The 26,457-nt window shown below is 68.6% G+C and carries 20 protein-coding genes; 10 read left to right on the forward strand and 10 right to left on the reverse strand.

The features are described 5' to 3' along the window. Window positions 1-32: 32 nt before the first annotated feature. Together KAK07_RS19695 and KAK07_RS19700 are read right to left on the reverse strand one after the other, a co-directional pair. Window positions 33-779 (reverse strand): ABC transporter ATP-binding protein, encoded by a 747-nt coding sequence (locus tag KAK07_RS19695; protein ID WP_210862799.1) that lies wholly within the window; start codon window positions 777-779, stop codon window positions 33-35. Beyond that, on the reverse strand, window positions 776-2,086 hold the full coding sequence (locus KAK07_RS19700; protein ID WP_247664501.1) for an alpha/beta hydrolase: 1,311 nt from the start codon (window positions 2,084-2,086) through the stop codon (window positions 776-778). The genes KAK07_RS19695 and KAK07_RS19700 overlap by 4 nt, the downstream gene beginning before the upstream one ends. Window positions 2,087-2,686: 600 nt before the next feature. Here KAK07_RS19700 and KAK07_RS19705 point away from each other — a divergent pair. Continuing rightward, window positions 2,687-5,482 carry an ATP-binding protein gene (locus KAK07_RS19705; protein ID WP_210862801.1) on the forward strand — a complete coding sequence of 932 codons (2,796 nt, stop codon included), beginning with the start codon at window positions 2,687-2,689 and terminating at the stop codon, window positions 5,480-5,482. A gap of 8 nt (window positions 5,483-5,490) precedes the next feature. Here the strand turns inward: KAK07_RS19705 and KAK07_RS19710 are convergent, their stop codons facing one another. Further along, window positions 5,491-10,158, reverse strand: a complete 4,668-nt coding sequence (locus tag KAK07_RS19710; RefSeq protein WP_210862803.1) for a hypothetical protein — start codon at window positions 10,156-10,158, stop codon at window positions 5,491-5,493. Window positions 10,159-10,415: 257 nt separating this feature from the next. Between KAK07_RS19710 and KAK07_RS19715 the strand changes: the two genes are divergently transcribed. The 4 genes from KAK07_RS19715 to KAK07_RS19730 all read left to right on the forward strand — a co-directional run bounded on the left by KAK07_RS19715 (window position 10,416) and on the right by KAK07_RS19730 (window position 14,209). Then, window positions 10,416-11,054 carry an MBL fold metallo-hydrolase gene (locus tag KAK07_RS19715; protein WP_210862805.1) on the forward strand — a complete coding sequence of 213 codons (639 nt, stop codon included), beginning with the start codon at window positions 10,416-10,418 and terminating at the stop codon, window positions 11,052-11,054. 147 nt (window positions 11,055-11,201) lie between these two features. Continuing rightward, window positions 11,202-11,942, forward strand: coding sequence for a helix-turn-helix transcriptional regulator (locus KAK07_RS19720; RefSeq protein WP_210862807.1), 741 nt, complete (start codon window positions 11,202-11,204; stop codon window positions 11,940-11,942). A 28-nt stretch (window positions 11,943-11,970) separates the two neighbouring features. After that, window positions 11,971-13,515: a hypothetical protein gene (locus KAK07_RS19725; RefSeq protein ID WP_210862809.1), complete on the forward strand. Its 1,545-nt coding sequence runs from the start codon at window positions 11,971-11,973 to the stop codon at window positions 13,513-13,515. Between the two features lie 52 nt (window positions 13,516-13,567). Continuing rightward, window positions 13,568-14,209, forward strand: coding sequence for a Crp/Fnr family transcriptional regulator (locus KAK07_RS19730; protein ID WP_210862811.1), 642 nt, complete (start codon window positions 13,568-13,570; stop codon window positions 14,207-14,209). Window positions 14,210-14,243: 34 nt separating this feature from the next. Here the strand turns inward: KAK07_RS19730 and KAK07_RS19735 are convergent, their stop codons facing one another. From KAK07_RS19735 to KAK07_RS19750, 4 genes are all read right to left on the reverse strand, one after another. After that, entirely contained in the window at window positions 14,244-15,143 is a 900-nt protein-coding gene (locus tag KAK07_RS19735) for a M48 family metallopeptidase (protein ID WP_210862942.1), read from the reverse strand. Window positions 15,144-15,231: 88 nt separating this feature from the next. After that, a complete protein-coding gene (locus tag KAK07_RS19740; RefSeq protein ID WP_210862812.1) occupies window positions 15,232-16,860 on the reverse strand; it encodes an AmpG family muropeptide MFS transporter in 1,629 nt (542 codons plus the stop codon). A gap of 88 nt (window positions 16,861-16,948) precedes the next feature. Beyond that, window positions 16,949-17,560, reverse strand: a complete 612-nt coding sequence (locus KAK07_RS19745) for a hypothetical protein (protein WP_210862814.1) — start codon at window positions 17,558-17,560, stop codon at window positions 16,949-16,951. Window positions 17,561-17,857: 297 nt separating this feature from the next. Continuing rightward, window positions 17,858-18,469: a hypothetical protein gene (locus tag KAK07_RS19750; RefSeq protein ID WP_210862816.1), complete on the reverse strand. Its 612-nt coding sequence runs from the start codon at window positions 18,467-18,469 to the stop codon at window positions 17,858-17,860. A gap of 324 nt (window positions 18,470-18,793) precedes the next feature. On the opposite strand from KAK07_RS19750, the gene KAK07_RS19755 reads away from it, so the two are divergent. Both KAK07_RS19755 and KAK07_RS19760 read left to right on the forward strand, forming a co-directional pair. Next, a complete protein-coding gene (locus KAK07_RS19755; RefSeq protein WP_210856853.1) occupies window positions 18,794-19,393 on the forward strand; it encodes a hypothetical protein in 600 nt (199 codons plus the stop codon). Between the two features lie 18 nt (window positions 19,394-19,411). Further along, window positions 19,412-19,789: a hypothetical protein gene (locus KAK07_RS19760; protein WP_210856854.1), complete on the forward strand. Its 378-nt coding sequence runs from the start codon at window positions 19,412-19,414 to the stop codon at window positions 19,787-19,789. 27 nt (window positions 19,790-19,816) lie between these two features. On the opposite strand, the gene KAK07_RS19765 is transcribed toward KAK07_RS19760, so the two are convergent. Both KAK07_RS19765 and KAK07_RS19770 read right to left on the reverse strand, forming a co-directional pair. After that, entirely contained in the window at window positions 19,817-20,467 is a 651-nt protein-coding gene (locus KAK07_RS19765) for a response regulator transcription factor (protein WP_247661342.1), read from the reverse strand. Continuing rightward, window positions 20,464-22,497 carry a two-component system sensor histidine kinase NtrB gene (locus KAK07_RS19770; protein ID WP_210862818.1) on the reverse strand — a complete coding sequence of 678 codons (2,034 nt, stop codon included), beginning with the start codon at window positions 22,495-22,497 and terminating at the stop codon, window positions 20,464-20,466. Before KAK07_RS19770 ends, KAK07_RS19765 begins: the two co-directional genes overlap by 4 nt. A 111-nt stretch (window positions 22,498-22,608) precedes the next feature. Between KAK07_RS19770 and KAK07_RS19775 the strand changes: the two genes are divergently transcribed. The 3 genes from KAK07_RS19775 (at window position 22,609) to KAK07_RS19785 (ending at window position 25,923) form a co-directional block, all read left to right on the forward strand. Beyond that, window positions 22,609-24,906, forward strand: a complete 2,298-nt coding sequence (locus KAK07_RS19775; protein ID WP_210862820.1) for an NADP-dependent malic enzyme — start codon at window positions 22,609-22,611, stop codon at window positions 24,904-24,906. 181 nt (window positions 24,907-25,087) lie between these two features. Continuing rightward, entirely contained in the window at window positions 25,088-25,480 is a 393-nt protein-coding gene (locus tag KAK07_RS19780; protein ID WP_375141231.1) for a guanyl-specific ribonuclease, read from the forward strand. Between the two features lie 47 nt (window positions 25,481-25,527). Continuing rightward, window positions 25,528-25,923 carry a barstar family protein gene (locus KAK07_RS19785; RefSeq protein WP_210856857.1) on the forward strand — a complete coding sequence of 132 codons (396 nt, stop codon included), beginning with the start codon at window positions 25,528-25,530 and terminating at the stop codon, window positions 25,921-25,923. On the opposite strand, the gene KAK07_RS19790 is transcribed toward KAK07_RS19785, so the two are convergent. Continuing rightward, a complete protein-coding gene (locus tag KAK07_RS19790; protein ID WP_210862822.1) occupies window positions 25,898-26,167 on the reverse strand; it encodes a hypothetical protein in 270 nt (89 codons plus the stop codon). The genes KAK07_RS19785 and KAK07_RS19790 overlap by 26 nt on opposite strands. Window positions 26,168-26,457: the final 290 nt, after the last annotated feature.

The following is a 26,457-nucleotide window of genomic DNA, read 5'->3' on the forward strand; positions in this document are numbered from 1 at the left end:
ATTCGGCCCCCGGGGGCGCGCGCGAATGAGCGTCATGGCGCGTCTCCGTAAGCCAGCGCCACGAAGGCGTCTTCCAGGTCGGTGTGGCCGCTCAGGGCGCGCAGGGTATCAACGCTGCCGCTGGCCACGGTGCGGCCGCGGGCCATCACCACCACCGCGTCGCACAGGCGTTCCACCTCCTGCATGATGTGGGTGGAGAAGACGATGCACTTGCCCTGCTCGTCGCGCAGGCGGCGCAGCACCTCGCGCAGCGCGCGGGTGGCCACCACGTCCAGGCCGTTGGTGGGCTCGTCCAGGATGATGTGGCTGGGGTCGTGCACCAGCGCGCGGGCCAGCGCGGTCTTCATGCGCTCACCCTGGCTGAAGCCGTCGGTGCGGCGGTCCATCAGCGACTGCAGGCCCAGCTGGGCCGACAGCGCTTCGGCGCGCGCCTGTGCGGCCTCGGCCGACAGGCCTTGCAGGCGGCCGTAGTAGACGATGTTCTCGCGCGCGGTCAGACGCGGGTACAGCCCGCGCGCATCCGACAGCACGCCCAGCCGCGCGCGCGCCTGCAGCGGCTGCGCGGCCACGTCGATGCCGTCGATGTGCAGCGTGCCGGCATCGGGCGGCAGCAGGCCGGCCAGCATGCGCAGCGTGGTGGTCTTGCCGGCGCCGTTGGGGCCCAGCAGGCCGGTGATGCGGGCATCGGCCGCCTGCCAGCTGACGCCGTCCACCGCGCGCACCGGCGGCGCGCCCTGGGGGGCGGGGAAGTGCTTGCGCAGGTCCTGCACCTCGATCATGGCGCGGTCTCCGACAGGGCGCGCCAGGGCGTGGGGCGGGGCACGTCCTTCGCGCAATCGGCGCCCTCGCGGGCGGCGGCCAGTGCGGCGGTGTCGTCGTCGGCGTCGATGAAGCGGTGCATCAGCTCGCGCAGGCAGCCCAGGCTGGACACGCCGTGGCCGGCCTGCGGCACCAGCGCATGCACCGCCTTCGGGCCCAGCGCCTGCAGCACGCGCTGGGCGTGGCGCGGCGGTGTGGCTGGGTCCTGGCCGCCAGACATCAGCAGCACCGGCACCGGGCTGACCGGCAGACGGTAGAAGTCGGGCGGCACGCTGGCGCGCGGCCAGTCGGCGCAGATGCGGCGATACAGGGCCTCGGTGCCGGCCGGATCGGGCGAGGGGGCGGCGGGCTGGGTGTCCAGCAGCGGCGCGTCTTCGCTGCACACCACCGAGAAATGCTGGCCCTGCGCCAGCCCCGGCCGGCCGCTGGGGCTGGGGCCGGGCGTGGCCAGCGCCAGCAGCGGGCCCAGGTCGCCCGCCGCGGCGCGGTCGATCGCCGAGGGCAGCGCGGCGGCCGCCGCGGGCTGGTACAGCGCCGGGCGCACCAGCGAGGCCAGCAGCGCACCATCCACACGCAAGGTTTCATCGCGGCCGCTGAAGGGGTGGCGCACCGGCCAGTCGCGCGCGGGCGCGGCCAGCAGCGCCTGCCAGCGCTGGGTCAGGCCGGGGCGCTGCGGTTCGGCGCTGGCCAGCAGCGCATCGAGCGTGGCGCGCTGGTCGGTGGGCATGGAGCGCATCAGCACCATGTCCGGCGGAGCCACGCCGTCCAGCAGCAGGCGGCGCACGCTGCCGGGGTACTGGCGCAGGTAGTCCAGCGCCGCCCGCGTGCCGTAGGAGCCGCCAAACAGGTTCAGCGGCCCCAGGTCCAGCGCCTGGCGCACGGCTTCCAGGTCGGCGCTGGCGACCGTGGTGCTGTAGTGGCGCAGATCGCCATGCGGCAACTGCTGCAAGCGCTGGCGACACGCCGCCAGGTCCAACGGCAGCCGCCGCGCATCCACCAGCTCGGCCAGCGGCCGCGTGGGCGGCACGCGGTCATCGCAGTACAGCGGCGCACTGCGCCCGGTGCCCCGCTGGTCCACCAACAGCAGCGGCCGCCGGTTCAGCAGCCGCGGAAACAGCGCCATCGCATGCCCCGCCAGATCCACCGCACTCTGCCCCGGCCCGCCCGCGACGAACACCACCGGATCCTGCCGCGCGTTGCGCGCCAGCGCCGGGATCAGGGCCACCTTCAGGGTGATCTGCCGACCCTGCGGCTGCGCCGGGTCCAAGGGCCGCTGCAGGGTGCCGCAGCGGGCTTCCTGGGGGACGTTGCTGAGGCGGCAGGGGGTGAGGGGGAGGGAGGGGGCGGCGGGGGAGGCGGAGGCGAGGGTGGCCAGCAGGAGGGGGGCCAGCCAAGGGGCGGCGAGGCTGGGAACGAGGGGGAGGCGAACCACGGTGCTGTGATGTTAGGACAACGTCGTAAGAAACAGGCGGAATGGCGATATTCGGGATCTGGCGGTCGTGGGTTGCGCACCGTCAAATAGTGCGTGGTGCGGGCACCGGTGAATCGCACCAACATTCAACAACCGTAAACTGCTGTCCGGACTTGCATTCAGGTCGGTATTCTGTTGCTCCCCCGGGCTAGGCGGTCTCATGGTCTCCGGAACGGCAAGAAGGTGGGAGCGAGTCAATTGCTTGCCGGCATCTGGCGCCCCGTACGGTGATGGCTTCTCAGACACGTCAGCCCCGTCTCTGCGAGCGGTCTACCGGTGCACTTGTGGGGACGACCTCTCCACGACAACAATGACAGGGCATACAGGCAAGGGATGGACGGACGACAAGTGGCTTCGCAGACAGGAGCGAGAGTACCGGCGCGCAGACGACATTTCTTGACGCTACTCTTCACTGATCTCAGCGGCTCCAGCACGCTCGCGGGCCTGTTGGAGTACGAGATATTGGCCGCGCTGCTTGACCGTGTGCATGACGTCGTGAACGACGCAGTGGTTAGGCATGGTGGGCGAGTGGTCCGCACGCAGGGTGATGGGAGCTTGGCCGTGTTCGGCTATCCGCGGCCTGGCGAGCATGACGCGCGTCATGCATGCCAGGCAGCACTGGAGGCGCATGCAGCTGTGGCAGCGTTGCCGCCTTTGAACCTGCCCGGCGGGCAGCAGCGTCTTGCTCTGCACTCGGGCGTCCATTCCGGCCTGGTATACGTCGCCCCTGGAAACGGAACGCGAGGCGATCTTGACGTCGTGGGTGATGCTGCGAATACGGCCTCCCGGCTTGCGTCCTGCGCCGGTCGGGGTGGCTTGCTTGCTGACGCCGACTCGCTGGGCCCCGAACTGGCCTTCTTCGATACTGACAGTCTGACTGATTTGGCTTTGCCGGGACGAGCAATCCCGATCCGGGCTGCTCAGGTGAAGGCAGTGGCCGCGCTTAAACGCCGCATCGACGCCGAACGCAGCCGTGGCCAGTCGCCGCTATTAGGCCGCGAGGACACACTTTCGCGTTTGGTAGACGGTTGTACACGATCCGACACGGTGCATCGGGTCATTGCCATTCGTGGACAGGCGGGGATTGGCAAGACGCGGCTTCTCGACGAGTTAGCCAGCCGTTTGAACCAGTTGGGCGTTCGGACGCTACGCGGAGGTTGTGAGTCCTTCGGCATAACGCCCGTGCTGGCGCCCTTTCGCCAGCTACTAGGTGCGGACGCCGACAGCCGTAAGTCCGCCACCGAAGACGACGTGCGCGACGCGGCACTCCAATGGCTGCGCGCCTGCGACGATGGCCGACATGTGATGCTACTCGATGACTGGCAGTGGGCCGACGATGCCTGTCGGGCGCTTCTCGACGAGGCGCTGCGCACGACAGTGCAACTCCGTGTTGTGCTCGCGTCACGTCACGCCGGAGACGTTGAAACCTACCCTGATGGTCCCACCGTTTGTCCAATGCCGTTGAGGCGTGAGGAAACGCTTCGCTTGGTTCAGGCCTGGGCACCCGGCACCAGCCCTTTCGTCGCGGACGAGTTGCACGAACATGCTGGCGGTGTACCGCTACTTGTTGAGGAACTCTGCCACATGCTCCGCCACCGTGGCGAGCTCGGCTGGAAGCAGCTACGCGCGGCAGGCGCCCGCGGTGGAGCAAGCCATTGGATGAAATCGATGATGGCAGCACGTCTGGAGAGCTTGGCTGAGCCGGCAGTCCGGGTCGTGCAGGCTGCCGCTGTCGCCGGTTTACGCGCTCCACTGAATCTCTTGACCGACCTGCTCGGTCACGCGCCGACGCCGGACTCGCTGAAACAGTTGGCCGATGCGGACCTGCTGTATACCAGTGACGATGGCGCGGCTCGCTTCCGGCACGGTCTGTCACGCGACGCGGTATACGAGCTGATTCCGCTCGATCGCCGAGAAGACCTGCACCGCCGCGCTGCTGAGCACCTTGAGGGCAATCCGGGCGGCTCTCTGCGGCCGCTTGAGCGAATGGAGGCACTGGCGCACCATGCCCGCGCTGCAGGTGACTGGGCGCTGGCCACGCTGCGCTGCGAAGCTGCCGCCGATGCCGCCGTGCCACTGGGCGCCTACGACAGCGCTCGTCGGCAGTACTTGGCCTCCATTGAGTGCGCCGAGTTCGCTGGCCTTGTCGACACAGGTTCGACGCGGCGATGGTGCACGCTGGTGCATCGGCTCGCCATGACTTGCATGTTCGACCCGCTGGCCTCGCCTGAGGCGTTGGTGCTCGCCGGCCGGGCAGTCGCGACGGCGCGTACGCTGGACGACGCCGAGTTGCTGGCCCGATCTTTGTACTGGGAGGCGTACTTGCTTTACGTCTATGGCCACCCGAAAAAAGCGACGCGACGGTCCTACGAAGCGGCCACCCTCGCGGCAGCGCTAGACAACGGCCGGCTGTTGGCGCAGGTGCAGGCCACCTACGGCCAGGCGCTCGCTGCCATCTGCCGCTATGAGCCAGCGCTGGAAGCAATGCATCACGCGTTACGCGCCAAGCAGACGAATGCAAGACACAGCGGCGCGCTCGCCATCGGTTCTGCGTTCACGCTCGCCTGCCGCGCCAGCGTCCTCGCCGACCAGGGAGACTTTGTCGCCGCCCACGCGTCGCTGGACGAGGCGCGGACACTGGTCGCAGCCCAGCCGAACCACCCAGTGGCCGACTCCGTCCGCAACTGGGAAATGGTGATACTGGCCTGGGAGGCGCGTTGGGCCGACGTCCGAGGCGTGGTGGCCGCGACGGCCGAGTCTGCGCAGCGCCTGCATGCGCTGCTGCCGCTGGCCATCGCGCGCGCTGTTGACGGCTACGCACGTTGGCGGCTGGAGCGCGATGACATGGCGATTGTCCAGACGGAAGAGGCCGTGCGCTGGATGGAGAATCACCATGTCCTGTTCTTCACCTCCATCTACTACGCTTGGCTGGCTGAGATGGCTGCCGACACGGGCCGTGACGCCGACGCCTGGCGCTGGACGGCCTGCGTGCTGCGGCGCTCGCGCGCCGGCGAGCGGTTGGGCGAGGCAGTAGCGTGGCGCGCGATGGCGCGCGTCTCCGCTCGCCAGGGCGACCAACTGCGCGCGTGGCGACGCCTGGGGCACGCTGAGCGTGCGGCCGCCCGGCGACGGTCGATACGAGAGGCAGCGCTCAACGTCTCGTTGCGCGCCGAGCTTCAGCAAGGCCGCTGAGGGTAGGCTCAGGGAATGGGCACCAGCAACGGCGCCAGCGCTTCTTCGTGCAGCCGCTGCGCCAGCGCCGCAAAGCCAGCACGATTGGGGTGCATCTCATTCTTCCAGACCCCCTTAAAGCCGTGCTGGGCGAACGCTGGCGTTGAGGCCAATACACCAGTCAGGCGGACGAAGCGGGCGTTGACGCCGTCCTTATCGACCAAAGTCTTCACCGTCTCGGCGTAGCCAACATTCAGCGCATCGATAAAGGTCGCCATTGCGCGGGCGTTGTCTTCTAGTTTCGTCAGCTTCTTACGGAGAAAGGCCGGCTGCAGCGAAGGACACATAGCCTTCCGAACGCCAGTGCCGTCGGGATAAGGGTGGTCGTAGGCCTGGACGATCACTGGCACTCGACCTTCACCCGCACGATGTAGCTCAGTCACAATGAAGTGAAGGTGCTGCTGCATCAAGGCGACGAAGGGTTGCAGATTGCCCGGGTCACCGAGTACCTTGTCGAGCACCGAGCCGACACCCTGATTCTCGCAAAATGGGAAAATGTGAAGTCCGCCACCAGCGCCATCTACAAAGTCGTTTCCACCCCCACCCACCAACACAGCCAACGGCGGCGACCCATCCTTCAGCAGGTTGCGCAGCGTCGCGTAGACGGACGCACCGCTGCCCACCAATTGCTTCCTCATATGGGCGAGTTGGAAGCCCTGCTTGGCGTGGTTGGGAAGTGCAAACATGGAGGTGTCGTAGCCTAGCGTGGCGAGGGAGCGCATGAAATCAGAGCCTTCGTCCTCTATCTCCCACTCGAAGCGCAGCCAGGAGTCACCGAATCCCAGCAGCTTGCGGCCTTGTCCGGGTCGCTCGTTCATCACCTCCAGTCGGTCCGAGAAAGTGACCACCCCGCTGGACCGATCGATGAACCCTCGATACAGCAGGCTACCCGCCGCAGAGGGTTCGAGCTGACCCTGCGACGGCGCGAGCAGTGCCGCCAGAGTACCCACCATGGCCCCCATGGCAGCAGCGTAGCCCGGGCAAGCGTGGGTGGGGCCACCTTCCTTACGGGCGCCACCAAAGAGACCGGAGACGTCGCTATCCTCGCCCTGTTCGAGTTGCGCGTGCAGCGCCGACACCTGTCCAAGCACCAGCTTGTCGCCTGGGCGCACCTCGATGCTCGTGTCCGCCGTGCCAGCCAGTCGGTGCGCCACTTTCGCTTCCCGCCACACTTGTTCCGGCACCGGCCGGAACTTCATGGCGCGTCTCAACGCCGGCGCAATGATCGCCTCTGCCTCCTTCCATTCTTCGAGCTTGGCCACCCCAGCGGCACCAAAAAGGTCAAGCAATGTGTTGTCGCGAGTCCACTCGGCCAGCACGCGCCGAAGCAAACCTTCTGTCGTTGGGAGAAAGCCCATCATTGCGCCGGCAATGGTGTGGACCGCATCCTGCGGCCGCTCTTCCCACAGGTCCTCAAGCACGGCGCGCGTGATTGGGTTCGAAGCAAAAGCGCCCACGCTCTTGGCCTCTATGAATGCACGCAACGCCCGAGTCAACGCAGTACCGTGCGCGGCAGCAACGCGCATCACGGCCTCCGACGGATCGGGCTGAAAGGTGGCCCGTGACGCGGCGGTGAAGTGGCCAGGGTAGTTGACGACGTCGCCCGGGAGCCATTCGGGATCCAGCGCGCCGCGTCGGAAAAGCTGAGGTTTGCTGTCCTCATTGATCCCGAACCAAGTCTCGCAAAGCGTGGCAAGCGTCTGCGTGACGAGGTCGCGGACGTCGATCGCGGCCTCCCATACTTTGCTGTGGTTGTCCGCCGCGACCATCACCGCATAACTGATCCAACCATCGAGTACCGCTTTCGCCGCCAAGCGCGCGTCATTGAAGGCGCGTGCCATGTCGATCGACTGGATCGCTTGGTTGCAGGCGGCCGATAGCAGCGTGTAGTCGGGATCGTCAGCATCACGTCCCAGGAATATCGGTCCCATGCCAGCGCTGACCAGCCGGCGGCGGTAGCCGGACACCGTGTACCGCGCCTCGTCCTTCAGGACGGCGGCCACTGTCTCGGGGGCGGCGACGAGCACGCCATAGGGGATGCGAAGCACGCCGTCATGCAGTTGGCGCACCGCAGCCCAAATTGAGGCGGCGTCGAAACGGGCGAGTGGCCGCGGATCCTCTAGCGCCGCCTTCCAGGCCGCTGCGGCGGCATCGGTGCCTTCTTCGGCCTCGGTCCGATGCAACTGCGCGATCAGCGCCCGCCCACGCTCGGCCGACCACGGCAGGGCCGCGGCAGCGGCGCCAACGCCGCGAGCAATGGATGCCAACCTTACCTGGCCAGCGCGCGAAGGCGCGAAGGCGTAGATGCCCCACTGCAGTGCGACCAACGGCTTAGGCTCGAGGCCCAGGTCATCGTCGCCGTCGAGAGCGACTTGGATGCTGCGATTACCGTCCAGGTAGCGGAAACGGCGCACGCGACCAACCTCGGGCACACCGAGGAATGGACAGGCAGCCCTTGAGTAGGCGCGCGAACTGTTCCCGCCGGCCAGCCAGCCCTGAACGACCTCGAACTGCTCCGCCAGGCTCGCGTTGTAAGCCATGAAGACGAGGCCGCGGTCAGCACTGTCGTCGCGGCCATCCTCAGGCGGCGGCGGCCCGTAGGGCAGGCTTCGGCGCATCAGGCGCGGCGGGCGGGCACCGGGCGCGGGCTGAGGGAAGTCATCCTCCAGCACAGACCCGCGAGGGTTGGCACGGCGGACGTGGGCCGCCAGCGGCGTGGTGTCGCCATGCTCGTCGCCACGGTAGTCGAAGTCGTTGATGTCAGCGGACAGCAGTGGCGCCAGCGGAAGGCCGGCCTGCGATTTGCCGGCGTCGGCTGGCCAACGGCCCATCAGCTTGGCGCGCAGCAGGGCGTCGGCCACAGAGTCACCGCTAGCAGCTCGCTCAACAGCGCGCCGGAAGCCGGCCACGTCCTGGCGCAGCTTACGCACCGCGAGGAAGCTGCCGTTGCACATCAACGCCGAAAGGTCGGGGTCGCGCCGGATCGCGAGGTCACACTCGCGGTCGGCAGCGTTCGCGTAGCCGACCAGCACCTCGCCCATGTGCACCTGGCTCTTGTACGGCGCCGTCGCCTGCGGATCGCTGTCGAACACCGGCTGTGACTGGCCGTCGGTGTAGCCGAAGTGGTCGACGGCGCTGCCGTTGTCACCCATGCGGCGGGCCATCCACTGCACCGAGAGCGGCGTGACGCCCGCGAAATTGGAAAGGCTGCGGATCGCTTCAGACAAGGCATCGATGGCGCCCGCGCGAACGCCGGCAGCCGGCCGCGCCCGGAACTGCACGATGGCGTGAACGGTCTCAAGCGGCAGCGGCGGCAGTGCGGCGTCGACGCGATCTGGGTTCGGGTCCAGAGCGCCGTTGCGACGCGGCAGCGTCCAGCGACGCGGATGGTTGCCGCGAACGTCGCCCAGTAGGCCGGCCCGCGCCGCCATGCCTTGGCGGAACTCCAGCGGCCAGCTTTCCAGCTGTGCCGCCGACAGACCACAGGCGCGCAGCCCCTCGAACGTCAGCGCGAAGTTACCGAAGACCTTGGCGCCGGGCGCATCGGCGTCACCCTCCAGACTAGGCCGGAAGCCTTCCAGGAAGCCAGCCGCCGACGCCGGATTGGCGAAAGCCACCAGCACCATCGCGCCATCGGTCACACCATCGTAGGCTCGTAGGATGCCGCTCTGAACCTCATTGGCGGCTCGGTCCCACGACGCGCGCTCGGGCAGTGTTGTGCCCCCCCGCGACGGCGGAGCTTCCCCAAGCCCCGTGCCAAACCACTTTAGGCGCTGCGCCATTTGTGGGCCACCCGCGTAAGCGATTACCTGCGCCAGCTGGAGGTTGAAGGGGCTGCCGAGCGCGTCGGCAAGCTGGGGAAGCATTTCGTGCGCGGCTCGGCGGAGCACGTCTCCGTCCACCGTTTCAGAGGGATAGCTGTCGATCAGCCGATACAGACCGGTCAGCGCCGCGAGGTTCTGGCGAAAGGCCTCCTCGCGCGCGAGCGGACCTTTTGCCGCAGTGTTGTCGTCGCGTCTCGTCGGATCGACCTGGTCCTTCAAGATCCGCCACGCGATCTCCTCGGCGGTCGGCGTCGCTAGGCGCGTCCGCGCCGTCTCGTCGCCAGGGTCACCGCGGTCGCGGGCGTGGAACATGGTCAAGTGTGTCTGGTCGGCGTAGGTAAGGCCGGGCGTCGCGTAGAAGAACGGCGTCGGCACTTGCACCGAGCGGATCCAGGCGTTCCAGTCGTCAAAAGGGTGGTCCCAGCCAGTTACGTAGCCCTCGGCGTTGCAAAAGATCAGATCCAGCAGGCGAGCAGCCCGTTGCCAGATCGTTCGCGCGTAGGCCTCGTAGGAGCCATCGAAGTGCACGGAGAGGAGGATTCGGTCGTCGGCAGGGCGGCGACCTTCGACGACCGCCACGCGCAGCGAGCGAATGACGCCGACGCGCTCGACGGCATCGGAGACAGCCCTTAGCAGTCGGTACTCGTGCTGGCCCTGGCGTCCGGCGTGCAGCATTTCAAGCAGCATCTGTACGCGGCTCTTGTAGGTCAACGTGTCCAGCGCCGGCACAAAGCCAGATCGAATAGGCGCCATCACAAGAAGCTCCGTCGAACCAGACAGGCTAGGTGTACGCACCTCAAATTCGGGTTGCATGATGTTCTCCCGACACCGTGAACTCAAGCAAATGTAGCGCGACTTTTCAAGTCCTTTGTCAACAGAACGAGGGAGGAGGCAGCTCAGCGCGCGGAACGAGGTTATTCAACGCCGGTTAGGGCCAAATGCACACCCTTGGATAGTGGCCATGCACTTCGTAGTGATGAGAAACTTCGCCGAACAGCCGCAGGCCTTGGGCCGGCAATAGTGCGCACCGACGCCGAAATCACCAGAAAACTGTTTACGACGCGCCCCCGATGCTTAGATATCACACCATCCCCGTCACCGGCTTCGCCCAAAACTGCTCCCTGCTCTGGTGCGACCAGACGAACGAAGCTGCCCTGATCGACCCCGGCGGCGATCTGGACGTGCTGAAGGCCGAGGTGGCGCGCCGCGGCGTGAAGCTGGTGGCGCTGTGGCTCACCCACGCCCACATCGACCACGCCGGTGGCACCGGCCAGCTGGCACGCGAGTTGGGCCTGCCAATCATCGGCCCGCACGAGGGCGATCAGTTCTGGATCGACGGCCTGCCGCAGCAGAGCCAGATGTTCGGCTTTCCGAAGGCCGAACCCTTCACGCCCACGCGCTGGCTACATGACGGCGACACGGTCACGCTGGGTCAGTCCACGCTGAACGTGCGCCACTGCCCCGGCCACACGCCCGGCCACGTGGTGTTCCACAGCCCCGAGATTCAGCGCTGCTTCGTGGGGGACGTGCTGTTCGCCGGCTCGATTGGTCGCACCGATTTCCCCGGTGGCAGCCACCCGCAGCTGATCGACAGCATCACCCAGCGGCTGTGGCCGATGGGCGATGCGACGGTGTTTATCCCGGGGCATGGGCCCGAGAGCACGTTCGGCGAAGAGCGGCGCTACAACCCCTACGTCAAAGGCACCTGATCGGTTCAACTCATCCGCCCTGCACCGCGGGGATGTGAATAGATCACAAATCGTCGCGGTCAGAGTGCCCGCCTGAAACCGGGCCAGATTTCTACGCTGACTCCCCATGGCTCCCACCCATTTCGGGGGCCTGGATGGAGGACAGCGATGAACACCCACACCCCGTTTCCCGAGCCGGCACGCCGCCCGCACGCCGGCGGCGCCTGGCACCAGCCCCTGCCCTACAGCGGCCCCGAACGCCGCCAGGCCAGCCTGACCATGGCGCGCCTGTTGGCGCAGGTGCTGGACGAGATCGACTACGGCCTGGTGCTGCTGGCCGATGCGCGCCAGGTGCTGCACGTCAACCACGCCGCCCGGGCCGAGCTGGGCGAGGACCACCCGCTGCAACTGCTGGGCGGCGAGCTGCGCGCCCGCGACGCCAAGGACGTGGCAGCGCTGTTCGACGCCGTGAACACGGCGGTGACCAAGGGGCTGCGCCGGATGCTGTCGATTGGCCAGGGCGCGCAGCGCATCAGCGTGTCGGTGGTGCCGCTGGGAGGCCTGGCACCCGGTGCCAACAGCCCCGCCGGCGCGCTGCTGGTGCTGGGCCGCCGGCAAGTGTGCGGTGCGCTGAGCATCCATGGCTATGCGCGGGCCCACGGCCTGTCGGACCATGAAGAGCGCGTGCTGCGGCAGCTGTGCGACGGCCTGACACCCACCGAGATCGCCGACCGCCATGGCGTGAAGATCGCCACCGTGCGCACCCAGATCGCCTGCATTCGCGCCAAGACCGACACGCCCAGCATCCGTGAGCTGGTGCAGTCGGTGGCGATGCTGCCACCGATGATGAGCTCGCTGCGCTTGATGGGCGTCGACTTCCTGTGTACCCCCCAGCGTCTGGCAGCTTGAGCACGCGCCGTTCGAGAGGAGCTTTCTCATGAACCACTGCGAATCTGACGCCAGCGGTCCCCGCGAGCCGCGCCGCTGGGCTCTCTTGGCTGCGGTGGCGACATCAGTTGCCATGACGGGCTGTGCCCAACTGGCGAGGGACCCAGGCCACCAGCGCGAGGCTGCCGAACAGGTTTCGCGCGTGGACAGGCACAGTGCGTTCCCCGTTGTGCGGCGCGTTTACCTTGAGCAGGTCAATCTGGTAGAGATGATTGACCCCGATAGTCGCAGCGAAAAGCTCCTAAAGGCCTGGCCCGCCGATGCGGCAGCCCCTACAGACCCGGCGGATCCTGCGGCCGCCGAGAACGACTGGCGCGTCTGGGGCAGGCGCTATGACCTCGTCTTGGCGTGGTTCCGCTCTACGTCAGAGATCACTGCGGAGGACAAGGCGATCCGTCGAGATGGTGTTCAAGACAAGATCATGGCGGCCACTGAGTCGCGCTGCAATGTCTTCAAGACCTTCTTGCGCCGACAGCAGAGCGACGTCAACTTCCAGTTGGGCACGGCCACAACGGTGGCCGGTGTGCTGGGCGCCGTTCTGCCGGGCGCCAATGACTCCCGTAACCTGGCCGCAGTAGCCGGCATGCTCTCGGGCACTCAGGCCGAATTCAACAGCGCCTACTACAGCAACCTGGCGGCTCAGGTGATCGCCCAAGGTGTGGATGTGCGAATGGCCAGGCTGAAGAAGGAGGTGCTGCAAAATCGAACGGGCAAGTCCATCGCCGACTACTCCATGGAGGCGGCGATCAGGGACGCCATCACCATCGATGGGGCCTGCTCCACTGTCGCCGGCCTCACCGAAGCGGCGGAGTCGATCAAGGAAGCCGTCAACCCGGGTCTGGCCCGCGCGGCAGAGGTCATCGCCGCCGTCAAGGTGGCCGGGGAAGTGGCTCGCGCTCCGAACATCAAGGACATGGCGAACTCTGGCGAGTTGGCCAGCCTGCTGAAGCAAACCAACCTCACCGTCTCGCCTTTGGCAGTGACCTATTCGGGCGAAGCCCTGCGCGATACGGACAACTCGCTGCAGGCAGCCTTGATCAGTGCCAGTCGCGCACGCTCGAACGCCGTGGCCGACGCCTCGATCATTGCAAAGGAACTGAGCACCAGCTACGCGTCATCGCAGCAAGCCCTGCCTGCGTCTGACAAGTCAAGCCTGAGCCCGGACCAAGTACAAAAGCAGTTTGAAAGCGAGACAGCGGGTTTCGGCAAGTCGATCGCTGCCTTGCCGTTTGCAGCCTGCCAAGCCAGGATCCCCGAAGCCTTGTCCAACCTGATGAAGGCTTCGGCTGCCGCCAAGTTGGAAGAGCCCAACACCGAGAAGCGGCTGAGCGTTGACGCCCAATTGGGCAAGGCGCGCGCCAGCGCCAAGTCTGTGCTGCAGGACATTGATTTGCTGTCGACCACTGCCCGAAGCCTCTCAGCGCTGACAGCCACCGCCTGGAGAGCAAAGTTCAGCAGCGCCAAGCTGACGGAGGCCGCTCTGACCAGCGCCGTGGTACCGCCACCCGACATGCTGGCGACGATGTGCAAATGACACGCACCAATGCTCCGCTCAGGGCGCACGCCCTGGGCGGTACGATCAAGCCATGGCAAGTGACGCATGGCTTGGGGTCTTTTCTGCATCCGTTCGTCCATTGGCAGCCCGTGGCGAATTGCGCCGCTACCGCAAGGGCACGCTGCTGATCCAGGAGGGCGACCAAGGCGACACGCTGTACCTGATCGCCAGCGGCCGCCTGCGCGCCTTCTCGGCCGCTGACAACGGCAAGGAGATCACCTACGGCACCTACGGCCCTGGCGAGTACCTGGGCGAGATGAGCCTGGACGGTGGGCCGCGCTCGGCCAGTGTCGAAACCCTGGAGGCCAGCGAGTGCGTGGTGGTGACACAGCGCACGCTGCTGGCCCACATCGCCGATCACCCCGAATTCGCACTGGAGCTGCTGGCCAAGGTGATCCGCCGCGCGCGCGCGGCCACGTTGTCAGCGCGGCAACTGGCACTCAACGATGTCTACGGCCGGTTGCGCGTGCTGCTGGAGGAACTGGCCGGTCCGCCGGATGCACAGGGGGTGCGCGTGATCGGCGAGCGGCTGACGCATCAGCAGATGTCCCAGCACCTGGGATGCTCGCGCGAGATGGTCAGCCGGGTGATGAAGGACCTGGAACGCGGCGGCTTCGTGGATACCAGGGACAAGGCGTTGTGCTTGCTGAAGGCGCTGCCGTCCCGGTGGTAAGGCGCTTCAGCGCCCCGCCCCCGGTGGCAAGGCCCTATCTCGCGGCCGCGCCGCCCTCCGCCGCCGGCGGCCCAAACCTCTGCCCCGGCTTCCCCGCCGCCGTATACAGCGGCATCACCTTCGGCAAGGTCCCCTCGATGTCCTTGATCCGCGTCGGCCCCGCCGGGTGGGTGGACATGAATTCGGGCGGGGCGCCTTCGCTGGCCTTGAGCATCTTCTGCCACAGGCTGATGCCGGCGCGGGGGTCGTAGCCGGCGCGGGCGGCCAGGTCCAGGCCGACCAGGTCGGCTTCGCTTTCGTCCTGGCGGCTGAATTTCAGGGTCAGCAGCTGGCCGCCGATGTTCAGGGCGGCGTCGCCCAGGTTGCCCAGGCCCAGCAATGAACTCAGCAGGCCGGCGCCCACGCGGGTGGCTGCGGTCTTGCCCATGCGTTCGCGGGCGTGTTCGCGCAGCGCGTGGGCCACCTCGTGGCCCATGATCATGGCCACTTCGTCGTCGTTCAGCTGCAGGCGTTGCAGGATGCCGAAGTAGTAGGCGATCTTGCCGCCGGGCATGCAGAAGGCGTTGAGGTCCTTGGAGCCGATCAGGTTGACTTCCCAGCGCCACTGGGCGGCGCGGGGGTTCCAGGGGTTGGTGAAGGGGATGATGCGGTTGGCGATCGCGCGCAGGCGGATGACCTGCGGGTGGTTGTCGGGGGCCAGCGCGTTCTTGGCGGCGGCCTGGCGCTTCATCTGGCCGTACTGTTCGGTGGCGGCCTGTTCCACCTGCTCGGCCGACACCAGCTTGGTGAAGCCGCTGGTCTTGCCCACTTCGCTGCGCACGCCGTCCTGGGCCAGCGCGCCCAGCGGCGTGCCCAGCGCGGCGGCGCCGGCCAGGCCGCCGAAGACGCGGCGGCGTCGGTGCAGCGCGCAGCCGCAGCCCCGGGCGTGCGCCATTGGCGGCAGGGCGATGGTGGCGTCGGTCACCAGCAGATCATCCACGCGGTCGTTCATCGGGCTCCCTCGGTCGTCACTCAGTGGTCACTCAGTCGTCCATGGCGGCGGCGGTCGGATCGGCTTCCAGCACCTGGATCTGCGGCCGCAGCCACCACAGCATGCCCAACGCGGGCAGCGCCAGCAAGGTGGACAGCACGAAGAAGTCGGGCCAGCCGATGGATTCGGCCACCACGCCGGCCATCGGCCCCACCCAGACCCGGCCCACCGAGGCCAGCGCCGACAGCAGCGCGAACTGGGTGGCCGAAAAGCGCTGGCTGGTCAGGCTCATCAGGAAGGCCACGAAGGCGGCCGTGCCCATGCCGCCGGTCAGGTTTTCCAGCGCCACCACCAGAATCAAGCCGCCGTCCATGCGGCTGTCCTGCGCCAGCTTGACGAAGCCCCAGTCGAAGGCCGGCACCGGCAACGCGCCCAGCGCACCCTGGCCATGCGTGGCCAGCCACCAGAAGCCCAGGTTGCTGGCGGCCTGCAGCACGCCAAACACCATCAGCGCGCGCCACAGGCCCAGCTTCAGCATCAGCGCGCCGCCGGCCAGCGCGCCCAGGATGGTCAGCCACAGGCCCAGCACCTTGTTGACCAGGCCCACCTCGGCGGCGGCGAAGGCCATGCTCTTGAGCAGGAAGGGCGTCATCAGCGCGCCGGCGAAGGCATCGCCCAGCTTGTACAGCACGATGAACACCAGGAAGGCCACCGCGCCGGACTGGGCGAAGTAGCTGGCCAGGCCGGCGCGCAGGGTCTCGAAGCGGGCCCAGCGCGCCGCCGCCACGCCCAGCGGCACGGTCAGCGCGATGCCGGCCAGCAACGCCAGCAGATCGCCCCAGCGCTGCTGCAACCCGGCGGGCAGCGCGCTGCCCTGCCACAGCGGCGCCAGCAGCGCATGCGCCGCGGGCACCAGCAAGCGGTCTGTCAGCAAGTAACCCATCGCGGCCGCGGCCAGCACGGCCAGGAAGCCCTTCAGGTCGTGGCCGCCAGGCTGGGCCAGCGGCGGCGGGGCCTTCAGCCGGGGCAGTGCCACCGCGCTGAACACCGCGGCGCCAGCCAGGATGGCGGCCATCAGGCGGTAGACCTCGGGCCAGGTCCAGCCGCCGCCCTGTAGCGCGTCGGTCCAGATCAGCGCGATGCCGCCCGAGACGATCATCGCCAGCCGGTAGCCCATGACGTTCAGCGACGCGCCCATGCCGCGCTCGCGCGCCGCCAGCAGATCGGTCTGGTAGCCGCCCACCGCCACATCCTGCGACGCCGACAGAAAGGCCACCGCCACCGCCAGCAGCGCCAGCGTCTGCAGCGCGCCCTGCGGCGGCGTCACCGACATCGCCCACAGGCCGGCCGCCAGCAGCAGCTGTGTCAGCACCAGCCAGCCGCGGCGCCGCCCCAGCCAGGGCGGATCGAAGCGGTCCATCAGCGGCGCCCACAGGAACTTGAAGGTGTAGGGCAGGCCCACCAGGCTGAGAAAACCGATGGTGGCGATGTCCACCCCCGACTGGCTCAGCCAGGCCTGCAGCGCCTGGCCGGTCAGGGCCAGTGGCAGGCCGGAGGCAAAGCCCAGCACCGCCACCGCCAGCAGGCGCCAGGCAGCGTGCAGCCGGTCCTGGGCCGTCAGGGGCGCCGGGGCCGCCGGGGCGGAAGGGTGGGCCGGGGCGGGGGCGGCGGGATCGGGCATCGGCGCGATTCTAGGAGCGGCCGCTGCGCCCCGCCGGCGGCACCGCGGCGCCTCCACCAGGGCGCGCCAGGCCGCGCACGGCGGGCGCTCAGTACGTGCCGAAATCGATATAGGGCAGCACCCGGTTGCTGACCGGCCCGCCGCCGCCCACCAGCTTGGTGCTGAGGATGCTCATCAGCGGCGTGTCGATGCTGTGGGGGCCACGCAGGAACGGCGACTGACCGGTCAGCACCCGGCCGGTGCGCTGGTAGGTCTGGCTGATGTCCAGTGCAGTGCGCCGGATCTCGTAGGTGCAGCCGGCCAACAGCGGCGTCGGCGTGACCGGCTGGTGCGTGGTGTAGGGGATGCCCAGCGGCGGGAAGGCCAGCGCGGCCGGGTCGAAGGCCACGCTCAACAACACGCCCGGTGTGCAGTTGATGTCGCGGATCTGGAAGCGGTAGCGGCCCGGCGGCGTGGCGGGGCTGGTGTAGCCGACGCTGCACACCGTCATGTTGATGCGCGGGATGAAGTGGTAGCCATGCGCGTCGAGGTCGTAGGTCTCGTGGTCGGTGCCCGAACTCAGCTGCTGGGCATAGGCCGCCTGGAACGGGGTGCCGCTGATCACGCAGGGCGGCACGGCGCCAGCCTCAGCGCGGCAGGCCGGGGCGCTGACCAGCGTGGCCAGCAGGATCATCGCGGCGCGGGTGGCGGATGGGGCCATGGCCGTTCACTCGGTGTGGTGGGCGCCCTCCTCGACCCGGTGGCGGACAGACGGTCTGCTCGAAGGGAGAACAGACCCGGCCGGCAGACATGCGAGGCGCGCCCAGCGCCGGCAGCACCTGAATCGGCCGCTCTGGCACCGCGCAGCGGACGGTGGCCCGCCACGGGGTGCAGGATGCAGTGTGCGCGCCCGCGGAGGAACGGTGAAGCCCCCTGATCGAAGCCGCCGCGGCGCGGCCGGTTCGGTGGCGCGCCGGGGTGGTGTGGCAGGTGCCGGGCCCGGTCGCGGCCCGGCGGCTCAGTAGGTGCCGAAGTCGATGTGCGGCAGCACCTGGTCCTTGACCGGCCCGCCGCCGCCGAAGAGCTTGCTGCTGACGATGGTCATCAGCGGGGCGTTGATGCTGTTGGGCCCGCTGAGGTAGGGCGCCTGGCCGGTCAGCACCCGGCCGATCAGCTGGTTGGTCAGGCTGTAGTTCAGCGCGGTGCGCCGGATCTCGTAGGTGCAGCCGGCACTCAGCGGCGTGGGCGTGACCAGCTGGTGGGTGGTGTTGGGAATGCCCAGCGGCGGGAAGGCCAGCGAGGCGGGGTTGAAGACCACGCTCAGCAGCACCCCCGGGCTGCAGTTGATGTCGCGGATCTGGAAGCGGTAGCGGCCCGGCGGCGTGGCGGGGCTGGTGTAGCCGACGCTGCACACCGTCATGTTGATGCGCGGGATGAAACGGTACGAGTGGGTCTCGAGGTCGTAGGTCTCGATGTCACTGCCAAAGCTCAGCTGCTGCGCATAGGCGGCCTGGAAGGGCGTGCCGCTGATCAGGCAGGGGGGCGGTGCGCTCGCGTCGGCCCGGCAGGCCGGAGCCGCCGCCAGGCTGGCCAGCAGGACCATCATGGCGCGGGAGGTGGGTGTGGACATGGCACTTCCTTCGACAAGAGGGGTCGCCCTCCTCGACCGGTGGACGGACGAACGGCCCGCCGGGAGGGTGGGCGGGCCGGATGCGATGGGCGGGATGGCGAAGGGATGGGGCAGTGTGCGCTTTGGCCACCTCCTGGAGAAGCCCCCTGGATGAAGCGCCGAGCGGGCCTGGCGGGCGTGACGGAGTGCCCGGCCCTGTCGCAAGCGGCACGCGGCGGTCACGGTCTGGCACAGCTGCCGGCCGGCCGCGGGTGGTGGCGGTGCGCGTTTGCCCGCACAATCAGGCATGGAAGCGCCGGGACTCGCGGCGCGTGGAGGACTCGCGTGCAGTGGGCGGACATTCCCAGTTGGGCCTGGCAGGTGCTCGGCGCCTTCGGCGGCCTGGGGCTGGGTCTGGGCCTGGGCGCGTGGCACCTGCGGCGCACCAAGGCCCAGCGGCGGCCGCAGCGCCCGGCCAGTCCGCCCGCCAGCGACAGCCGCCTGAGCAAACCCGCCAGCGAGTTGCCCACCTCGGTGCTGCCCGGCGCCAGCCGCTTTGGCAGCCCGGCCGAATCCCCGCAGCAGCGCCTGCTGGAACACCTGCGCCAGAGCAACCTGGACCTGGCGGCGCAGCTCAAGGCCAGTGCCGCCCAGCATGCCAAGCTGCTGCGCACCCAGGATGAAGCACTGGCCGAGGCCAAGGCCGATTACGACGAGCGCGTCGAAACGCTGCGCCAGCAGCACTCCACCGAGCTGCGCCACCTGATGGCGCTGCTGGTGGAGCAGGTGGACGGCATCCACAAGGCCCACGCCAACCATGTGAAGGCGCTGGAGGCCGAGGTCGAGCGTTGGCGCCGCATGGGCCCCCATGACAGCACCGACGAGCCCGCCACCACCACCTTCGCGAGCACCGAGCTGCTGCCCGGCCCGGCGCAGCGCCACTGACACCGCAGGAGAGCTTGCATGGACCCCTTGATCGGCGCAGCCTGGCTGCTCACCGGCGCCGTGATCGGCGCGGTGGTGATGCTGCTGGTGGGCCCGGCCCGCGCCGCACGCGAGAGCCAGCGCGCCCGCGATGCGCTGGCCGATTCGCAGCAGCGCCGCGCGCTGGAAAAGCTGCGTGAGGACAACCGCGAGCTGGAAGCCCGGGTCGAGCGGCAGGAGCAGCGCCACCTGCGCTCGATCGAGGCGCTCAAGCGCTCGCACGCCGGCGAGATCGCCGACCTGGAAGAAGACCTGAAGCAGGAGCGCGCCAAGCTGCGCGCGCTGGTCGAGGCCTCCAGCCAGGGCCACGTGATCAGCGGCACCTCGTTCGAGCCAACGCGCTTCGACGAGAACTGACCATCCGCGCCACGGCGCAGCGGCGCGTCAGCCGCCGCCAGGGCGCAGCAGGTTGGCCAGCTCCACCGCCGACTTCACATTCATCTTCTCGAACAGCCGGGCGCGGTGCACTTCCACCGTGCGCACGCTGATGTCCAGCGCATCGGCGATCAGCTTGTTCGGCTTGCCTTCCACCACCAGCTGCATCACCTCGCGCTCGCGCTCGGTCAGCTCGGCCAGCGCGCGCGCCAGCGCGCGGGCATCCTCGCGCTCGGTCAGGGCCTGCAGGCTCAAGGCCAGCGCCTGCTCCACGCGGTCGACCAGGGCGTTGTCGGAAAAAGGCTTCTCGACGAAGTCAAAGGCGCCGCGCTTGACCGAGGCCACCGCGGTGGGCACGTCGGCATGGCCGGTCAGGAAGATCACCGGCAGCAGCCGGGTCAGGCCCAGCTCCACCAGGCGGTCGAACAGCGCCAGGCCGCTCATGCCGGGCATGCGCACGTCCAGCAGCAGGCAACTGGGCGCGCTGGGCCAGGCGCCGGCGGCCAGGCGCTGGCGCAGCATGGTCTCAAACGCCTCGGCGCTGCCATGCGCTTCCGACAGCAGGCGGCGCGAACGCAGCAGCCAGGCCAGCGCGTCGCGCACCACGTCCTCGTCGTCAACCAGATAGACCATCGGCAGGCCGAAGCGGGCGGAGTTCATGGCGGGGTGTCGGTGGGCTTGCGAACGGGCGTCTCGGGCACCGGCAGGGTAAACCGGAACTCGGTGCCGCGGCCAGCGGGTTCGCCCGGCGGGGGGCCGAAATCCAGCGCGCCGCCATGCTGCTCGATCACCGTGCGGCACAGCGACAGGCCCAGGCCCATGCCCTCGGTCTTGGTGGTGAAGAAGGGCGTGAACAGGCGCGCCGCCACCTCGGGCGGGATGCCGGGGCCGGCGTCGCGCACGGTGAAGCGCACCCAGCGCGGGTGGGTCTGCACCACCTCGATGTGCAGCACCCGCTCGGCGGCGGGCGTGGCCTCGTCCATCGCCTGGATGCCGTTGCGGGTGAGGTTCAGCAGCACCTGCTCCACCATCGTGCGATCGGCCCAGACGCGCGGCACCGGCCTGGCCAGCGTCACCTCGATGCGGGTGCCGCTCTTGCGGGCCTGCAGGCGCACCAGCGGCAGCACGGCCTCGATGAGCTGGTCGGCGGCCAGGGCCTCGCGCGCGCCGTCGCGACGCCGCACAAAGCCGTGCACGCTCTTGATCACCCGGCCGGCGCGCTCGGCCTGCTCGGCGATGCGGGTGAGTGCCTGGCGCAGCAGGTCCTTCAGCTCGGCCGGGTCCTCGTCGGGCGCGTCCATCAGGTTCAGCGAGCCGGTGGCGTAGCTGGCGATTGCGGCCAGCGGCTGGTTCAGCTCGTGGCTCAGCAGCGAGGCCATCTCGCCCACCGTGGCCAGGCGCGCGCTGGCCTGCAGACGCTCCTGCTGCTGGCGCGAGAGCTCTTCCATGCGGCGCTCGCCACTCACATCCACCGCGGCGCTCATCCAGCCGGTGTGGCGGCCCTCGCGGTCGCGCAGCGGCGCCTCGTAGATCATCACCGGGAAGCGCTCGCCGTTGCGGCGCATGAACTGGGTCTCGAAGCCCTGGCGCTGGGCGTTGTCGTCGGCGCCCAGCTGCAGCCGCTCGGCCTGGCGGCGGCGGTAGTCGTCCACCCGCTCGGGCGGCCAGTAGGGCGGCGTGTCCTGGCCCACCAGTGCGTCGGCCTCCCAGCCCACCATCGCGCAGAAGGCCGGGTTGACATAGGTGATGCGGCCGTCACGGTCGCGGGCGCGCAGGCCGGTGACCAGCGAGTCCTCCATCGCGCGGCGAAAGGCCAGCGCCTCGGCCACCGCGTGTTCGGCGGCGCTGCGGCGGCGGATGTCGCGCACCAGCAGGCCCACCACGCCCAGCAGGCTCAGCGACAGGCCCAGCACCAGCGCGATCGCCAGGTTGGGAATCAGGCCCGGGCGGCCGGTCACCGCGTCGGCGCGCAGCAGCAGCGACAGGCCCGGCAGGCTGACCAGCCGGGTGGCCTGGTAGACGCCCTGGCCGCGCAGGCTGCCCGCGCGCGCCAGGCGGGTGCCGTCGGGTTCGACCAGCGACAGCTCGTGCTCACCGCGGGTGCCGGCCGCCACCTTCTCCAGCAGCTCGGGCAGCGACACGGTGGCCACCACGAAGCGCGCGCCGCCCTCGGCCGCGAAGCACAGGTCCACCACCTCCTGGCCCTGGCCGCCGGGCAGCGGCATGAAGTAGCTGCGCGAGAAGGTAGGCGTCGAGGTGCGCACCGCCTGTACGCAAGTGGGTGCCAGTTCCAGCTCCAGCGCGCGCCGGCTCATCGCCGAGAAGGGCGTGGGGCCGTAGGGCGTGTCGGTGGCCGACAGCAGGTGCAGCTGGTCGTCACGGCGCTCCAGCCGCAGCAGCGCGTGGCGTTCGCGCAGCAGGGCCTGGGTCTCGGTGCGCCAGGCGGCATCGGAGCCATGGGTCCAGACCAGCACCTGCACCGATTCCAGCACCTGCTGGGCCTGGCGGCGCAGCTCGCCGGCCGACTGCGCGGCCACCTCGGCAGCACGGTCCTGCGCGCGGCCCGATTCGTAGTCCAGCGTCAGCCACACCAGCAGCGACTGTGCCACCAGCAGCATCAGCACCAGTGCCCCCCACAGCACGCGCGCGCGCAGTGCGGGGGTGGGCGTGGAGCCGGTGGCGGGTGGCATGGCGGAAGTATCCGGCCGGACCGGGGACAGGGCCTACGCAGTTCCCGCAGGGCTCCGGCGCGGGGTGACTCCTACAATCCGACCCCCGATCCGCTGCGCCGAGGCTCCTGCATGACCACCTCCGAAGAGAAGCAATCCGAACTGCGCCGAGCCGCGCTGGAGTACCACGAGTTCCCGACCCCGGGCAAGGTGGCCATCACCGCGACCAAGCAGCTGATCAACCAGCGCGACCTGGCGCTGGCCTACTCGCCCGGCGTGGCCGCGGCCTGCGAGGAGATCGTCGAGGACCCGGCCAACGCCTTCCGCTACACCAGCCGCGGCAACCTGGTGGCGGTGGTCACCAACGGCACCGCGGTGCTGGGCCTGGGCGACATCGGCCCGCTGGCCTCCAAGCCGGTGATGGAGGGCAAGGGCGTCCTGTTCAAGAAGTTCGCCGGCATCGACGTCTTCGACCTGGAGATCGCCGAGAAGAACCTCGACAAGCTGGTCGACATCATCGCCGCGCTGGAGCCCACCTTCGGCGGCATCAACCTCGAGGACATCAAGGCGCCCGACTGCTTCTATGTCGAACGCAAGCTGCGCGAGCGCCTGTCCATCCCGGTCTTCCACGACGACCAGCACGGCACCGCCATCGTGGTGGGCGCGGCGCTGCTCAACGGCCTGAAGGTGGTGGGCAAGAGCATCAAGGAGGTGCGCCTGGTGTCCAGCGGCGCCGGCGCCGCCGCGCTGGCCTGCCTGAACCTGCTGGTCAAGCTGGGCCTGCCGCGCGAGAACATCATCGCCACCGACCTGGCCGGCGTGGTCTGGAAGGGCCGCACCGAGCTGATGGACCCGGACAAGGCCGAGTTCGCCAACGACACGCCGCACCGCACGCTGGCGCAGGCCATCGCCGGTGCCGACATCTTCCTGGGCCTGTCCGCCGGCGGCGTGCTCAAGCCCGAGATGGTGGCCAGCATGGCCGAGCGGCCGCTGATCTTCGCGCTGGCCAACCCCACGCCCGAGATCATGCCGGAGGCGGTCAAGGCGGTGCGCGACGACGCCATCATGGCCACCGGCCGCACCGACTACCCGAACCAGGTCAACAACGTCCTGTGCTTCCCGTACATCTTCCGCGGCGCGCTGGACTGCGGCGCCAGGACGATCACCGACGAGATGGAGATCGCCGCGGTCCACGCGATCGCCACGCTGGCCCAGGCCGAGCAGAACGACGCGGTGGCCGCCGCCTACTCGGGCGCGACGCTGAGCTTCGGCCCCGAGTACCTGATCCCCAAGCCCTTCGACCCGCGGCTGATGATGATCATCGCCCCGGCCGTGGCCCAGGCCGCCGCCGAGTGCGGCGTGGCCACCCGCCCGATCACCGACCTGCAGGCCTACCGCGACAAGCTGCAGACCTTCGTCTATGCCTCGGGCACGCTGATGAAGCCGATCTTCGCGGTGGCCAAGCGGGCGAAGAACCGCCGCGTGGCCTTCGCCGAGGGCGAGGACCGCCGCGTGCTGCGCGCGCTGCAGGTGATCGTCGACGAGAACCTGGCCCGCCCGGTGCTGGTGGGCCGCGCCAGCGTCATCAAGACGCGCATCGAGAAGCTGGGCCTGCGCATTGAAGAAGGCCGCGACTTCGAGATCGTCAACATCGACGAGGACACCCGCTACCGCGACTACTGGCAGACCTACCACCGGCTGATGGAGCGCCGCGGCGTGACCGAGCAGTTCGCCAAGATCGAGATGCGCCGCCGGCTCACCCTGATCGCCAGCATGCTGCTGCACAAGGGCGAAGTCGACGGCATGATCTGCGGCACCTGGGGCACCACGGCCATGCACATCCACCACGTGGATGCGCTGATCGGCAAGCGCCCGGGCGTCAAGAACTACGCCTGCATGAACGGCCTGGTGCTGCCGGGCCGCCAGGTCTTCGTGGTCGACACCCACATCAACTACGACCCCAGCGCCGAGCAGCTGGCCGAGATCACCATCCTGGCCGCCGAGGAGATGCGCCGCTTCGGCATCGCGCCCAAGGCCGCGCTGCTGTCGCACAGCAACTTCGGCTCCAGCGACCAGCCCTCGGCGGTGAAGATGCGCCAGACGCTGGCGCTGGTGCGCGAGCAGGCACCCTGGCTGGAGATCGACGGCGAGATGCATGGCGACACCGCGCTGGACGCCGCCTACCGCGCCGAGCTGATGCCGCGCAGCACGCTCACCGGCGAGGCCAACCTGCTGGTGATGCCCAACATCGACGCCGCCAACATCAGCTACAACCTGCTGAAAACCGCCTCGGGCGGCGGCATCGCGATCGGCCCGGTGCTGCTGGGTGCGGCCAAACCGGTGCACATCCTCACGCCGTCCGCCACGGTGCGCCGCATCGTGAACATGACCGCACTGACGGTGGTTGACGCCAACGCCGCCCGCCATTGACAACGTAAAGCAAGTAAGCAAATGCTTACTTGAAAGGCCTTGCACTGCGCCGCCATGGTGCAGTGCACTTGTGGTTTTCGCGCCAATCCGGTAGCATGACTGTTTAAGTCTTCAGGGTAAACCCGTGGTCTCGTGCGATCCGCTGCTGGTGGGCAGAACCTTACGCAAGTGGGGGCTCACCATCGCATCTGCGGCGGTCGTCGGTGTGGCCGCAGTGGGTGTCCTGGGGGCTGCCGCGACGGCGGCGCAGGCCCGTGAAACGGGCCCTGCGACCGACTCGGCGATGGCCACGGTCCGGCTGAGCGATCTGCCGGTCGAGGCCCGCCGCACCGACAGCCTGATCCGCGCCGGCGGTCCGTTCCCGTATGCCAAGGATGGCACGGTGTTCGGCAACCGCGAGCGACTGCTACCGCGCCAGCCCCGGGGTCACTACCGCGAATACACCGTGCCCACGCCAGGCTCGCGCGACCGGGGTGCCCGGCGCATCGTCTGCGGCGGCAAGCAAACCAGGGAACCTGAGGCCTGTTATTACACCCAAGACCATTACGCGAGCTTTCGGCGCATCGTGCCCTGAAGCCCGCGGACGAACGACAGACATTTGAACAACGGAGGAACGAGACCATGCTCTTGCAGACCGTCCGTCCCAACATCGTGCAGGCGATACGCGCGTACCGGGTCGATGACCTGATGCGCGCGGCACAGGAGTCGGGCCAGCATTTCCTGTATGCCAACCTCACCGAGGCACAGTCCAAGCAGGACGTGCTGGAAGGCATCGCGAGCGCGTTCCTGTTCCCATCGCACTTCGGCAAGAACCTCGACGCCCTGTACGACTGCATGACCGACCTGGTCCACAAGTCGGGCCAGCAGCCGGGCTTCGTGGTCGTGCTCGAGCAGATCCCCGACAACACGCGCTTCGATCGCGAGTCGCGCGAGCAGCTGCTCGACGTCTTCCGCGATGCCGCCGACTTCTGGGGTGATCGAAAAATACCCTTCAGATGTTTCTATTCTTTTCAGTAGCCCGCTCCCAGGAAAACGGGTCATGGGAGCGGGCTGCTGAGACGGCCCAGGAAGCTACGAAGCCTGCCGCGAAGGCGGCAGCCAAGAACGGTATCAATCCAAACTTCGGCATGAACATGCCGATGATGAGCAGCGCCTTCGACACGGCGATGTGGCTCAGCGCCGCCTGACCTTCTGGTCTGGCGCACAAGGCAAAGCCCGCTTCGGCGGGCTTTGTTGTTTTCGGGAACGCCAGACTGCCCATGGCAGTCATTGCCCGCGGAGGCGGTTGAGGCGAGGTGGGGGAAAGGGGTCTCTCTCATGTCCCCCGGCCTGCGGCCTCCTCCTTGACTTCGTTCGACCCCTTTCCCCCACCTCGCTTGGCACCGTTTCGGGACTGCTCGCGCGAGCAGTGCGGGAACGTCGGTAGCGGGTGAGGGGGAGTTCGCTTGGCCGAAGTCAAGGAGGAGGCCGCAGGCCGGGGGACATGAGGACAAGCGAACTCCCCCTCGCCCGCCGCGCCATACCGCCGCAGTCGACCCAACGGCCGGCCAA

Origin of the sequence: Ideonella alba (assembly GCF_018069875.1) — a bacterium.
Taxonomy (GTDB): Bacteria; Pseudomonadota; Gammaproteobacteria; order Burkholderiales; family Burkholderiaceae_C; genus Ideonella; species Ideonella alba.